Below are 13,776 nucleotides of genomic sequence, written 5' to 3'. Positions count from 1 at the left end.
GACACAAAAATGAGAGGGGTTAGGCGTGTGGCGTTTTTGTGTCGCACATAAAGACACGATAAAAACATCGAATGGAGGTGAAAAGCATTTAACGACACAATTAACGTTGCGAGCGCGGAAAATATCATTAAATTCAGTGTATTAAAAAGGCTCTACTTTCTTCTAAGCCGTAGGCCGCAGGTTCGAATCCTGCAGGGCGCACCATTCAAAATCAATCACTTATCTAATCTTCAAAAGAAACCCGCAAGAGATGCGGGTCAAGTAACGGGTCAAGTAAGGATTCTTATTTTTCGCTTCTAACCCACTCTTCATAAGCATTTTCTGTCCAACTTGAAAACATATCGTCTTTTGTTTTTCCTCTCTTAGAAAATTCATTTTTTATGATATAAGCCAATGATTAGAATAGTATTTAAGACTACTACTCATATTACTTTTGATAATACGGCTAACAGCTTTATTATTTTTTTAGTTATTGATAACTTTAATAGTCTAGATAACTGCAATCACATCAATTTAGCTGATTTTTTCATTGGTTCCTTTAAGTTTGCAGTTAATCTTATTTTTGGGTGGGTAATATCTATTTTATAAGGTCGGCACTTGAGTGCTAACGAACTGAAAATATTGTACTATTTCTTATAGTGTTAATTTCTGTTCTTATATTATGACTTATTGCCGTTTTAATTTAATTAACTATTCATGGATGTGAAATATCAAAAATATAGTTTTTTTATATTTTGTGAGCGTAAACTAAAAGGATAGTAAGCCTATAGTTATAATTAAGATGGAGCTAAGACATGAATTTAATGATGAATGAACACGAGCATTTTGGATCATTACTTGGATATGCCCCTGGGGGCGTACCAATATACTCATCAGATTATGATTCGCTATCTGAACTTGATAATAAGGAAGATATTTCTTTTCGAAGTTATATAGGCAATGAATACATGGGGTATAAATGGCAATGTGTTGAGTTTGCGCGTCGTTTTTTATATCTCAATTATGGTGTTGTTTTTACTGATGTAGGAATGGCATATGAAATATTTTCTTTACGCTTTTTGCGACGTGTAGTTGATGATGAACTTTTACCACTGAAAGCGTTTGTTAACGGTAGCCAAGTTAAACCTGTTGTAGGAGGATTATTAATTTGGGCGGAGGGTGGGGAATTTCATAAAACAGGGCATATAGCCGTTATAACTCAAGTTTATGATGATAGAATTCGCATTGCAGAGCAAAATGTTATTCATCATAAATTACCTATTGGGCAACAATGGACCCGAGAGTTACCTTTAGAAAATGATAAGGGTAGGTATACAGTTGTAGATACTTTTTCAGATACGAATATTTTGGGTTGGATGATACAAACCGATAATGAAGAATATGCTTATACTGAGCCTTGCATTAATCCTGAACTGTTAAAACTTCATTTTGCTCAAATAGATAATAGAATAGATTTTGGTCAAAAATGGTTGGATGAGTCCGATCCTATAGAAAGTAAATATATTCAAGCAAGGCATGGAAGTATACTTAACGGTGCTCTTCATGAATATTTTACAATTTCGAATACCGCTGAAAGCAAATTAATACAAGCCACGAATGAAGTCCATCTTATGTATTTGCATGCAACAGAGAAAGTACTAAAGAGTGATGATTTACTTCAATTGTTTAATATTCCAAAGATACTTTGGCCGCGTATACGTCTATCTTGGAAGAATAGACGCCATGATATGATTACTGGCCGATTAGATTTTTGTATGGATGAGCGAGGATTGAAGGTTTATGAATATAATGCGGATTCAGCTTCCTGCCATACTGAAGCTGGCCTAATAATTGATAAATGGGCAAAAGTCGCTGAGCTCAATGAAGGTTGGGATCCAAGTGCTTATTTAACTGAATTACTTTCTAGTACATGGAAACATTCTTCTGCTAAGCTCTTTATTCACATTATGCAGGATGTTGATAGCGAAGAAGATTATCATTCTCAATATATGGCATATGCCATTACTGAAGCAGGTTTTGATTATAAAATTATTCATGGTTTGGATGAGTTAACTTGGAATGAGATAGGCCAAGTTGTTGATGGTGATGGTCGAGTATTGCAATGTGTATGGAAAACATGGGCATGGGAAACGGCTTTAGAGCAAATTCGACAAGAATATGAGGATGAGCACGAATATTCAATGTTGAAAATCCGTACTGGGCATTTAGAGCATAATGACGTTAGATTAGTTGATGTGCTATTAAAACCAGAAATTTGTGTTTTTGAGCCTTTATGGACAGTTATTCCAAGTAATAAAGCGATTTTACCTATTCTTTGGTCATTATTTCCTCATCACCCTTATCTTTTAGAAACAAGTGTTGAAATTAGTGATGAACTACGTTCGAGTGGTTATGCAATAAAACCAATAGCTGGTCGTTGTGGGGATAATATAGATTTGGTTGGTGAAAGTGACAAAGTTTTAGATAAGACATCTGGGAATTTTGATAATCAAGAAAATATTTACCAACAATTATGGTGCTTGCCTAATGTGGCTGGTCGTTATATTCAGGTTTGCACATTTACTGTTGGTGGTCATTATGGTGGAGCATGTTTACGGTCTGACCCATCATTAGTAATCAAAAAAGATAGTAATATGGAACCATTGTGGATATTGGATGATAATGATTTTTTAAAATAGCAATAATATTAGAAATAAAAACAGAACTATGAGTAATATTAATAAATATTAACTATTTCATTTTTTTTAGGCCATCAGAGTTTACTGGTGGCTTTTTCATCTTTAGGTTGTAGTCAATTGAGTTGGATTTGTAAGATTCACTATTAAATTTTTATTTGCATTTATTCTTGGTTATTAGTTTATTTATCTACATTTAACTAACCCAAAAGTTTCTCTAAAGCGACCATATCCTCATGTTTATTTCTTCATCATTCACCTTGTGTTACTCTTCACAATACAGAGTATGTTGTATTAACTTACATTCTGCTTATTAATAATTTTATAACAGGATAAAATAAGCAATGAACATTAGTCAGCTTAAAAGTTTTGTTGAGGTGGTCAGGAGTGATTTTAATATTACAAATGCCGCTGAAAAATTGTATACCTCTCAGCCAACAGTAAGTAAACAGCTTAAAATCCTAGAAGATGAACTAAACGTTTCTTTATTCAATAGAAAAAACAATAACTTATTATCACTTAGTCCGATTGGTGAACAAGTTCATCATGTTGCATGTGATATTCTAGCGCAGTTTGATAAAATCAAAAGTCTGGTTTCACATGATGACAGCACCATAAAACAAAATCTTCATATCGCGACTACACATACGCAAATCCGTTATAAATTACCTAAAGTCATTGAGCGCTTTAATGCTCGCTACCCAAATGTTTCATTACATTTTCACCAAGGGGCTCCTGCTCAGTTGGCTGAAATGATTAATAATGGTGATGTGGATTTTGCGATCGCAACGGAATCGTTGCATCTCTATGATGATTTACTGACAATGCCTTGTTATCAGTGGTCTCGTAGTGCACTTGTTCCTCATGATCATCCGCTGGCACAGCATGAGCAGTTAACTATTGAAGAATTGGCGAATTATCCCTTGATTACTTATGTATTTGGCTTTACGGGACGCTCGAAGCTGGATCAAGTATTTTATCAAAATAATCTGACCCCAAATGTGGTATTAACTGCAGTTGATACAGAAATCATTAAGTTTTATGTGAAACGGGGACTTGGTGTCGGTATTATTTCATCGGTTGCGTTTGATTCGCAAGAAGATAGTGATACGCTTCGCTGCATTAATATCAGTAATTTGGTCAAGCCAAGTTATACGCATATTTGCATCAATCGGCATATGCATCTGAAAGATTACATGCTTGATTTTATTTCTTGTTATGCTCCTCATCTTGATTTGAATTATATTCACCAGCCAGCTCAGTGGTTACCTGCAGATCAAAAATCGCGTGATCGGCTTTATTCTGCATTGCCTGAACTTTGATAGCGTCTTGTTGTAGTCACTAAATAATATTCAATAGAAAATATTACATAAACAATATTGTAAAAAAGCCCAGTAAGAATTGATTACTGGGCTTTGGTTTTGCTGTGTGTTTTATTTTTAACGTGTGGCGATGTTGATAAAAATTTGAGCGCCAATTAATAGGCAGTCATCATCGACAAAATAGGGATTAGCGTGCAAATAGTTATTAATTCCTTTTGCTTTATTACCACTACCTAAAAAGTACATTGCGCCTAATTTATCTTTAGTGGCATTAATCATATAGCTAAAGTCTTCACTTCCTGTCATTGGCTTACAGTTTGGCTCGATATTTTCAGTTGGTAAGAATGAAGCCGCTGCATTATAAATTACCTTTACTGCTTGTGGATGGTTAATAACTGCGGGATAGCCGGAGGCTTCAAGTGTCGTTTTGAATCCGCCAGCTTCGCTACGAGCGACTATTTCGTTAAAACTTTCTTTTAAAACTTTATTCGTTTCTTCATCCATTGAGCGAATGGTTCCACGAGCTTGAACGTGGTCGGCCAATGCATTTGGGATGGTTCCGCCATTGATCATACCGCAGCCGAATACCGCAGGGCTAAATGGGTCCGTTTTTTTAGCGACGATATAATCCATGTAATCAATAATGCGGGTCGTTTCACGGATAGCATCTAGCCCTTTATGTGGCGTGGAGCCATGGGCAGAAACACCGTGAACATCTAGCGTCCAGGCCGAGCCGTAAGAGGACATCACACCCGCATTAAAGCGAATGTATCCCGTATCAACGGCAGCATCATTGTGTAATCCATAGACTTCACTAACACCATCCATGCAGCCCATTTCGACCATTTTGTCCGCGCCCGGTATTCGCATATCTTCTTCTGCCATTTGGAAGATAAAGCGGACGTTATGAGTGAGTTCAGTGGCATTTTGGCTGAGGTAGTTTGCCGCCGTTAGCGCTATAGTCATGTGGGTATCGTGACCACAATTGTGAGCACAACCTTCGTGTATTGAGCTGTGCTCATTGCCGGTGAGATCTGGCATTTCAAGGCCGTCTATATCGGTACGGTAAGCAATTAGCGGTTTTGCAGGGTCAACAACTAAGTCTGCGGTAAAACCGGTGTATCCTTCAAACTGGCGAATGGTATAACCAAAACTATTCATCAGTTCACGGCAATATTCTGAGGTTTTATACTCTTGACCGGAGGGCTCAGGGATTTTATGTAAATCCTGACGTGTTTTTTTACTGAACGCTTCAAGCGCAAAAAGCTTGTCACTGATGTTATATTTATTTGTCATTACATTATACCTTGTGTACGGAAACCGGTTTGCATGTTGATAAAAATATCCCTGATATAAGCGTGAGTATTAGCAAAGATAATGAATAGTTTTTGCGTAAACTCAATTTGCGCGCATTTTATTCTTACTAAAATATTTTGGCTTCCGAAATCTAGAGGTTTCGGTAAGCGATAATTATATATTCTTATCTATAGGTAATAAATTATAGATAACATTGTAACTTTAAATTCAAAAAAGTGAGCGTGATGAAGATCTTGTTTGTATCATATCAGTATTGCATGGTGCATGAATAATTGTGATGTTCTGTTGAAAATAAATTAAGAAAAAAGTTATGGGTTTAAATTTTAATTATTTCAAATGGTTGCGTTTATTTTGTTTCTTTTTATATCCTAAATGAATAATTTCATTATAGCTCTCATTAATATAGCTAAATAATATTGACTTTATTAAATGCTATTTTGAAATAATTTTTAGATATATTTCCTATCACTTTTTTAGATTATCTAATGAATTTTTTACTTTAATTTTGATTAAAGTAAAATTAATTCTAGCTATGATCATCTATTTATTACAAATTAAAATAGTGACCGAAGCGATTGATTAATCAATACGCCACCATTTAAGGTGACGTATACGGTGATATGCGTTGTACTCAATTCTTAAATGAGCTGATAAAAGAGAGATATTCCTCTTTGCTCATGAGTGGGTTGTAGTCAGCAAGAAGCTCTTCTGCACCCGAAGCATCATCAAACAGTAGATCAATAATAGACATTGCCATCATTTGAGCTGGGCGGATGTAGGCCATATCATCATCAAAGACCACATAATCTTTGCCGTGTAAACCGCCACGAATTGCGCCAATCCATGGGTGGCTAACAGGCATGATATGAGAAAGGTCTCCAGTATCTGTGCTGCCAGTCATGTGTTTTGCAATCCAGACGTTTTCGTTACCAATCAGATTATTTGCATTTTGCTGTAACAGGTCATTCAGAATGGCATTGTTATACAGTGGCAGATAGCCCGGTAAATCCTTGACTTCTACCTCAGCTCCGACAGACATTGCCCCAGCTACTAACGCACGCGTAATACGCTCGTTGGCATCTATCATTGCAGGGACATTTGAGGCGCGGACATAACTTTCCATACGCACATCACTGGGAACGACATTAACGAGGTCGCCGCCCTGAGTAATGATAGGATGAAAACGAATGTAATCTTTTTCCTGAAAGGTTTCACGGATAGCATTCACACCCATGATACCCATCATTGCGGCATTTAAAGCATTCACACCGATATGGGGCGCAGCGGCTGCGTGTGCTGGCTTACCTTTATAGTTGATTAGCTTGCCGATAAAGCCATTAGTCGTGGTAGACATTTCGATAAAGCCGTTATCACGTTCCGGTTTGACGCTGGTTAAGTGAATTTGCATTGCCATATCGATATCATCAAACTCCCCCAGAGAAATCAGTTCCGGCTTACCGCCGATATAAGTGATTTTTCCTTGTTCGATGAGCTTGCTACGATAAGCCAGTTCTACATATTCTTCAGCAGGCACGGCGAAAGGGACGACATCACCTGCCAGATATTCCATTGCACCAGAATTCACCAGCCCAATAGTCACCGCCATCATATTTGCAATTTGAGCATTATGACCACAGCAATGCGCAGCACCCGTTAGGTCATCTGCATCTGGGTGCTCAGCACAGAGAATGGCATCCAATTCACCGATCACGGCAATACTACGTTTACTGCCTTTGCCACCTTTAAGGCGCGCTTTGACACCTGTGAGTGCGAGTTGATTACGGTAACTAACACCTAAGGAATCAAATGCAGCTTCAACTTTTTTTGCTGTTTTCGTTTCTTTATAACCGAGTTCTGGCTCTGCCCAAATATCTTCTGCAAGTTTTTTAATGTCGACTTTATGGCTTGCAATTACTTCACAGACTTTGGCTTTCAGTTGGTCTTTAGTCATTTTCATGTTAAATGTTCCCCGTAATTAGATAACGCCACTCCATGAGAGCGTTATCTGACCAATAAGTGCGGCGAATATGAATGTCCCAGAGAACACAGCTAGTGATACCGGAATAATTCTCCAAGAGATGGCTTTGAACTTTTCAATATCTTTACCTAGAGAAAGACCCGCAAATGCCAGTACTGTCGTACTGATCACGGCAATAGAGACTTTACCCGTCATCGCAATCATTTCTTTATCATACGGAAATAGTGGTGAACATAGTCCAGCGGCAATCAGGGAAACCCAAAAAATAACCGGCAATTTACCTAACGGCGGTATTAGCGCAATGAGATAGGCCACAAAGGACATCGCACTTAACAACGCCATTGCGAGTAATGTATCGCTGAAAACTTGTCCGAATGTACCGCGACCATAGAGGGATCCACCGATAGCATCACCCAGAGCTGTGAATATAGCGACTAAAACTAGGATTACGGCAATTTCTGTCATCTTTTTCATTATTAACTTTCCTTATTGGTATTCGTAGCAGCCATTGCACTTTTTCTTTTAAATTTGTTGTATAGGAAAGAAGCAAATGGTAAGGAAAAGAATATGTAGACGTACAGACCTAATACCGAGGACATCAGGTTAGCTGAAGAGGAAAATGCCTGAATTTCTGAAGCTTGATTAGGATAAAGTTCGAGTAGTGGTGCTACTGCTGCGGCTAACATTGATCCACTTCCGACACCGGCACCCATTGCTAAAGCGAGCGGGCTGAGGATATCAAGACTGGCAATTACACTAGCCAAGATTCCCATCCAGACAGCACCAAATAATGTACCGCAGATATACATTGCCATCACACCTCGGCCTTCTGGCGAATCTAATCCATACTTAGCTTCAATAATGGCGATATTCGGTTCACGGCCAACAGAGTATGTGGCTCCGACAGCCTCGCGGCCCATGCCAAGCATAATTGCAAGTGGCAGACCCATAATAATGGTACCGATAAAGTGACCGACTTCTTGCAAAATTAATGCGCCGCCAGCTTGAATGATTTTTTCCCAAGAAGCCCCAACAGAAGTACTTAATTTAGCGATCAAGATAACCAATGCAACACTCATTATTGAGGTTGCATGTGCCATATTTTTTTCGTTGAGGATTTTAAATTTTGGAAAGCTAATAATACCACCCATCAGCATGGAATAAAGCATCGGGAAAAACATAACTAAACCGAGTTTAATTTGCCCTATAGCTTCTGCAAGGAGAATGATAAATAAGCCAACCAAAAGCAACTTACTATCTTTTAATATACCCATAGTGTTACCTTTTATTATAGAAATTGTTATTAGGAATTATTCGTATTTATTTATATAAAATGTATCCTGTCCGCATTCATACTATCTATGAAACCGTTTTCCTGACAATATTCCGAAAATTCCTCAAGCATGCCTAAAAGGAATGGCTAAAACCAATTAATGAGTGTTTATTGATTAATATTAATATAATTGTTTGGTTTTAATTAATTCATATAAAATATTTACCTTGTTTTTCATGTGGATACTGGTGTGGTAATATTGTGGTGAATATTATTTGATAAGTTGAATTGCTTATTTATTAAAATAATAAGAAGAAGGCTTAAATAAACTTAAAATGTGAGCTAGAGCCTGTTTTTTTATTAATTCGACATGGTGTATTTTTTTTCGATTAATTTAACTAATTATAACTATAGAGCCTTTATAAGGGGTAATTATATATCTTTGGATGTATTTGCCTAACTTTAGCAATACTTTTAGAGTATTTAACTAGTGTCAGAAAATGCGTTATCCCTATATAAAAATGTCTAAATTAGACATTGATCACACTATGTTGTAAATATAGATACAGATCACAATATGGAATATTTTTTTATTGGAGTATAAAAATAACGAATTTAATACTCTTATGAGTATCGTTTTTGTGAATATTGACTGGATTCTATCGTTTACTCTTATTTTGTGAAATTTTACATCAAAAGCGGCTGCCGGTTAGTATCTAAAGCTAATCCCGTTTTATGATGATTTTTGTTATAGAAATAGTGTATCTGCTTGTCTGATTTTTTTGGTGCTATTTCTATCATGAATAATTTAATTCAATTTTAGTCGGCATTAGTGTGATTTTATGGACTATAATCTATTTAATATTAGGCAAGCAATGAGAGAATCCCCCCACTGTGGGGAGATTAAAAACAACTGAGAAAAGTAGTTATTTCATTCTCATTGATTACTTAAGGTAGCGCACTAATCACATTTAGCGTTACAGTAAAATGAGTTAGGATCTCTACTTGTATATTGAGTTATTGATACAAAAAAACAAAATATCAATGAGCGAGTTACAGAGTATAAATTGATTGATTTTTATCTATTTATGAGGTTCCAAACATTCATTTTAATAATTTTTCAATGCATTAAATGATAGATGAAATAAGTATTGCATAAAAAAAACTAATGTTTTTTAAAGATATTAAATATAGCAGTACTTATTAGACCAAAATAAATTTTGGGTCAGTGTATAAACAATCCTTTATATTTTTTTCATTATCTTTAATATCATTCTCTATTTCTTTCAATAAATAGATGAAAAAGCTCTCAACACTTAAGTCTAATTTATCTAAAAATAGTAAAACAAGGTCTAGTGATATTGTATTTACGCCATTTTCATAGCGAGAGACTTGTTGTTGGCTAACATGCAATAACTTACCGACTTCAGCTCCAGTCATCCCATATTCAATACGTTTACTTTTTAAATAGTTCCCAACTAAAGTGTTAACAATAGTATTCATAATAAAGAATTCCCATACTAACTATTTTTATAGATATTATTTGTTAGAACCAAAAATATACAATTAATTAATTTAAGTAAAGATGTTTAAATCATTCAATTAATACCATTGCAATAGATAAAACCTATCAATTAAAAGTTAATCAATTGTTTAAAGCGATCATTTTATTGAGTTTTTAATGAGATAAATTAGTTCAACGTATTGATTTTAAGTAATTTAATTGTTTATTTTTCTTATGGCTCATTTTTTTGCCAATAATGCGATAAATATCCGTTTTACTCACAATAAGAGTAATGATAAAGGGTTTGTCTTTATGAATATAAATGAAAGGATGGCATTGTCTTATAATGAAATAATTTGTTATTTTATATAATTAATGACGATTCGTTATCGCTATTCAATTAAATTGATTTTTTGTAAATTAATTTGCTATTAATTTAAAATTAATAATTTGTTAATGATGAGGATAATTAAAATAAAAATGAGACTTATTTGAAAATTGTCGGTATTTATATTGATTATTTGTTAATTTTGAAGGGAAGATGCATGGTGCCCCCTATCAAGAACATAGGATAATATTAATACTAGCATGTTTGATTTGTAAAATGATTTAGTATTTTTATATCAATTATGATTCTCTGCGTTAACTTTGCATAAATGGGAGGAAAGATAAACTTTAATAAATTGAAGATGTTTTGTATACCACATAAATTTGTTTCTGTGGTATACAAAATAAGCAAAGTAATGGCTAAGTAAGCGATAGACTGATAAAGCGAATTTCGCCAAGCCACTGTATGAATCATGACATCATTTACTGGATGGTTTGATATCCGGCCTTGTATGCAGCAATGATTGATTCAGACATTATTTTTTTCTCAATATTTGATTTGTTAGCACCACTTACCGTTTCAACATGTACTTTTTCTGAAATGTATTGCTCTTTCGCATTTATACTGTTTAGGAACTCTGGAGTTGAAAAATAGGCAATTTTTTTCACATAATCTTCATTGGATATGTTGTCGTGTTTATCTTTTATTCCCATATCATAGAATTGCTTAAAAAAGGGGATGTTGAGCTTAATTGAAGTATGAATGTTGGTTTGAAAATTGGGATCAGATTCATAGCTTGCTAACTGATAAACATAATGTTTACTTATTTCCTCGTAGGGTAAGGTGGGGGTACTACAGGCAAATAGCAATAAAACAGAGGGTAATAATAACGTTACACTCAGTTTTGACATATTTTGTGTCCTTATTTTATATAGTTTCTTTTCCACTATAGTAATTCATATATCTGGTAATGAAAATATTACATTAAAAAAATTTATAAATTAATGCGATAGTGTTTTAAGACGATATGTGGAACTGAATAAATTATGTTTTATTCATCATGTTAGCTATCACTCTTCCAATTTGTCATCATTTTAACCAAGTTACTGCAACCCTGATGTATCTGCTCTATTGTTATAACCTAATTAATTTTAAGCCAAAGGAACATGGCGATTGTTTATGCTATTCTAGTTTTAGTAGTCTTGAATGTTTAACTATAAGATATTTCAATGTAATTAAGGAGATATTATGATTCAGTCATATGAACTACAGGATGGCTTTCAAATTCCTCAAATTGGATTTGGCACATACTCGCTTAATGGTTCGCAGGGTACTCGAATAATTGAAAGTGCGTTGTCAAACGGGTACCGTTTAATTGACACTGCATTTAATTATGAAAATGAAGGTATTGTTGGGAAAGCGATAAAAAATAGTTCAGTTCCTAGAGATAAAATAACCGTCACATCAAAATTACCAGGGCGTCATCAGCAATATAAAAATGCGCTGCAAACTGTCCAAGAATCTATATCCCGTATGGGCTTAGACTATATCGATATTTATTTAATTCATTGGCCAAATCCCAAGCAGGGTAAGTTTATTGAAGCATGGCAGGCTTTGATTGATGCACAAAAATCTGGACTAATTAGAAGTATCGGTGTCTGTAATTTCCTACCTGAGCATATAGATGCTCTTGAATTAGAAACGGGTATTCTGCCTGTGATTAATCAGATTGAATTGCATCCAAACTTTAATCAGTTAGATCAACGCAAGTATGATCAATCAAAAAATATTATTACTCAGTCATGGAGCCCGCTAGGACGCGCAGGTGATCTGTTAACGCATAATGCATTGCTTGAACTCGCTCATAAACATAAAAAGTCTGTGTCCCAAATTATTATTCGTTGGCATTTACAGTTAGGGGCATTACCAATACCTAAATCATCAAATGCATCGCGGCAAATTGAAAATATCGATGTTTATGATTTCTCATTATCTATTGAGGATATGCAGGTCATCGATATGCTGTCTTCATTAAAGGGTAGACTAAAAAATCAAGACCCTTCTTTTTATGAAGAGTTTTAATATTGAATACAGAAATATTGTGATTTATCACTTATGTTTAAATTGTTTTTGATATTGACTTAAAATGGGCAGTGTTAGAGTTAGCCATATTGCCCATTATTTATTTAACATTATTTAAAGAATACCTACTGATTAAATGGATGATGAAGGATGTAAGGTATCAATTAAGCGTCCATAATCGTTGTGTCTACATTCCCTTAAATGAAATATTGTCATTAAGCTAAATTTTATTTTAGCTCATTATTCATTGATCCGTTAATATAATTATAATTAACTTAAATTTATTTTTTTGTTTTAATTATAAAAAAATAAATTTAACCAAATTATATAACAATTGAGTATATCTAATAACATTGCATAGTGGCGCTATCGTCAAAAACTGCGTTCAATTTGTAATTAAATTTTGTGTGAATGTAAGTAAATATCTACATAAACTCCTATGGTGAGTATATGTAGATTTTTAGTCTACATGCAGCGTCTAACTTTGCTGTTTTGTTTATTTTTGATTGATTTGTATTTTTATCTATTTATTTGTAAATTTACAGAATTAAATTCTGAGTTTGTTGTGCTTTTCGCTGTTAATAGGATAAAGATGAGTCTTTTAATTATGCATTTATTAGCAGTTCAACTGAATATATTTGGTTACACTCTACGAGTCAAATACACAACTTGGGTGTATTTATATTTAATATTAGCCAGTATCATTCATCTCGTTCCCAATAATAGAAAACACTTTCAAAAATCATTAATTAATAAGGTATATAAAATGAATAAAACTTTAATCGCAATTTGCTTAGCTTTAACGACAACTTCAATTTCTGCTATTGCTGCTGATGCGGGTTCTGGAAAAATAACATTCAAAGGTGTTGTAAATAGCGGTGCATGTACTATTTCTCCTTCTGATATTAATAAAGAAGTTGAATTAGGAAGTATTTCAGCAGCAAGCTTATCGGCAGATGGTAAAGTAGGTCCATTAAATACATTTGAATTAAAATTACAAGACTGCCAATTAGACCCAGCAGCAACAGGTTCAGATTATTCTAAAGTTAAAATTGCATTTAATGGTCTATCTGATTCAAGTAAAGCAACTTTATGGGCGAATGCGGGTAGCGCAGATAACGTCGCGGTAGCTTTCTTTGATAATACAGGTAAAGCAATTAAACCAGGTGATACTTTAGAACAAGGTATGAAAACACCAGAAACAACAATTATTTTATCTGCTCAAGCTCAAGCGACTGGTGTAGCAACTGCCGGTACTATCAGCTCTGTTGCAAACTATGTATTAAGCTACGAATAA

General features: G+C 34.6%; 10 protein-coding genes. 4 read left to right on the top strand and 6 right to left on the bottom strand.

The annotated features are described in order from the left end of the window. Positions 1-794 precede the first annotated feature (794 nt). Together gss and ACTH6U_RS18525 are read left to right on the top strand one after the other, a co-directional pair. Positions 795-2,678, top strand: a complete 1,884-nt coding sequence (gene gss / locus ACTH6U_RS18530) for a bifunctional glutathionylspermidine amidase/synthase (protein ID WP_441832869.1) — start codon at positions 795-797, stop codon at positions 2,676-2,678. Between the two features lie 341 nt (positions 2,679-3,019). Next, positions 3,020-3,997: a LysR substrate-binding domain-containing protein gene (locus tag ACTH6U_RS18525; RefSeq protein WP_336428767.1), complete on the top strand. Its 978-nt coding sequence runs from the start codon at positions 3,020-3,022 to the stop codon at positions 3,995-3,997. Between the two features lie 117 nt (positions 3,998-4,114). On the opposite strand, the gene ACTH6U_RS18520 is transcribed toward ACTH6U_RS18525, so the two are convergent. The 6 genes from ACTH6U_RS18520 to ACTH6U_RS18495 form a co-directional block, all read right to left on the bottom strand. Next, the gene (locus ACTH6U_RS18520) at positions 4,115-5,293 is read right to left on the bottom strand and encodes a M20 metallopeptidase family protein (RefSeq protein ID WP_294102876.1); all 1,179 of its coding nucleotides are present in this window, start codon (positions 5,291-5,293) and stop codon (positions 4,115-4,117) included. A 652-nt stretch (positions 5,294-5,945) separates the two neighbouring features. Beyond that, positions 5,946-7,271: an amidohydrolase gene (locus tag ACTH6U_RS18515; RefSeq protein WP_336428769.1), complete on the bottom strand. Its 1,326-nt coding sequence runs from the start codon at positions 7,269-7,271 to the stop codon at positions 5,946-5,948. 18 nt (positions 7,272-7,289) lie between these two features. Next, positions 7,290-7,766, bottom strand: a complete 477-nt coding sequence (locus ACTH6U_RS18510; protein ID WP_294102882.1) for a hypothetical protein — start codon at positions 7,764-7,766, stop codon at positions 7,290-7,292. A gap of 2 nt (positions 7,767-7,768) precedes the next feature. Further along, positions 7,769-8,566 carry a DUF3100 domain-containing protein gene (locus tag ACTH6U_RS18505; protein WP_441832868.1) on the bottom strand — a complete coding sequence of 266 codons (798 nt, stop codon included), beginning with the start codon at positions 8,564-8,566 and terminating at the stop codon, positions 7,769-7,771. A gap of 1,202 nt (positions 8,567-9,768) precedes the next feature. Continuing rightward, complete coding sequence (locus tag ACTH6U_RS18500; RefSeq protein WP_294102888.1) at positions 9,769-10,068, bottom strand: helix-turn-helix domain-containing protein; 300 nt, start codon at positions 10,066-10,068, stop codon at positions 9,769-9,771. A gap of 811 nt (positions 10,069-10,879) precedes the next feature. Further along, on the bottom strand, positions 10,880-11,308 hold the full coding sequence (locus ACTH6U_RS18495; RefSeq protein ID WP_294102890.1) for an Exc2 family lipoprotein: 429 nt from the start codon (positions 11,306-11,308) through the stop codon (positions 10,880-10,882). Between the two features lie 337 nt (positions 11,309-11,645). Here ACTH6U_RS18495 and ACTH6U_RS18490 point away from each other — a divergent pair, with 337 nt between their 5' ends. Further along, positions 11,646-12,479, top strand: coding sequence for an aldo/keto reductase (locus ACTH6U_RS18490; RefSeq protein ID WP_434719439.1), 834 nt, complete (start codon positions 11,646-11,648; stop codon positions 12,477-12,479). 766 nt (positions 12,480-13,245) lie between these two features. Next, positions 13,246-13,776, top strand: coding sequence for a fimbrial protein (locus tag ACTH6U_RS18485; protein ID WP_294102896.1), 531 nt, complete (start codon positions 13,246-13,248; stop codon positions 13,774-13,776).

It is taken from the genome of Providencia sp. (assembly GCF_052096715.1).
Lineage (GTDB): Bacteria > Pseudomonadota > Gammaproteobacteria > Enterobacterales > Enterobacteriaceae > Providencia.
The sequence above is the reverse complement of the archived record's forward strand: the minus strand, read 5'-3'. Positions and strand labels throughout refer to the sequence as shown.

What these genes read in the sequence shown, in the direction of transcription:
- gss (WP_441832869.1), top strand. Translation starts at nt 795, where the DNA reads ATGAATTTAATGATGAATGAACACGAGCATTTTGGATCATTACTTGGA.
- ACTH6U_RS18525 (WP_336428767.1), top strand. Translation starts at nt 3,020, where the DNA reads ATGAACATTAGTCAGCTTAAAAGTTTTGTTGAGGTGGTCAGGAGTGAT.
- ACTH6U_RS18520 (WP_294102876.1), bottom strand. Translation starts at nt 5,293, where the DNA reads ATGACAAATAAATATAACATCAGTGACAAGCTTTTTGCGCTTGAAGCG.
- ACTH6U_RS18515 (WP_336428769.1), bottom strand. Translation starts at nt 7,271, where the DNA reads ATGAAAATGACTAAAGACCAACTGAAAGCCAAAGTCTGTGAAGTAATT.
- ACTH6U_RS18510 (WP_294102882.1), bottom strand. Translation starts at nt 7,766, where the DNA reads ATGAAAAAGATGACAGAAATTGCCGTAATCCTAGTTTTAGTCGCTATA.
- ACTH6U_RS18505 (WP_441832868.1), bottom strand. Translation starts at nt 8,566, where the DNA reads ATGGGTATATTAAAAGATAGTAAGTTGCTTTTGGTTGGCTTATTTATC.
- ACTH6U_RS18500 (WP_294102888.1), bottom strand. Translation starts at nt 10,068, where the DNA reads ATGAATACTATTGTTAACACTTTAGTTGGGAACTATTTAAAAAGTAAA.
- ACTH6U_RS18495 (WP_294102890.1), bottom strand. Translation starts at nt 11,308, where the DNA reads ATGTCAAAACTGAGTGTAACGTTATTATTACCCTCTGTTTTATTGCTA.
- ACTH6U_RS18490 (WP_434719439.1), top strand. Translation starts at nt 11,646, where the DNA reads ATGATTCAGTCATATGAACTACAGGATGGCTTTCAAATTCCTCAAATT.
- ACTH6U_RS18485 (WP_294102896.1), top strand. Translation starts at nt 13,246, where the DNA reads ATGAATAAAACTTTAATCGCAATTTGCTTAGCTTTAACGACAACTTCA.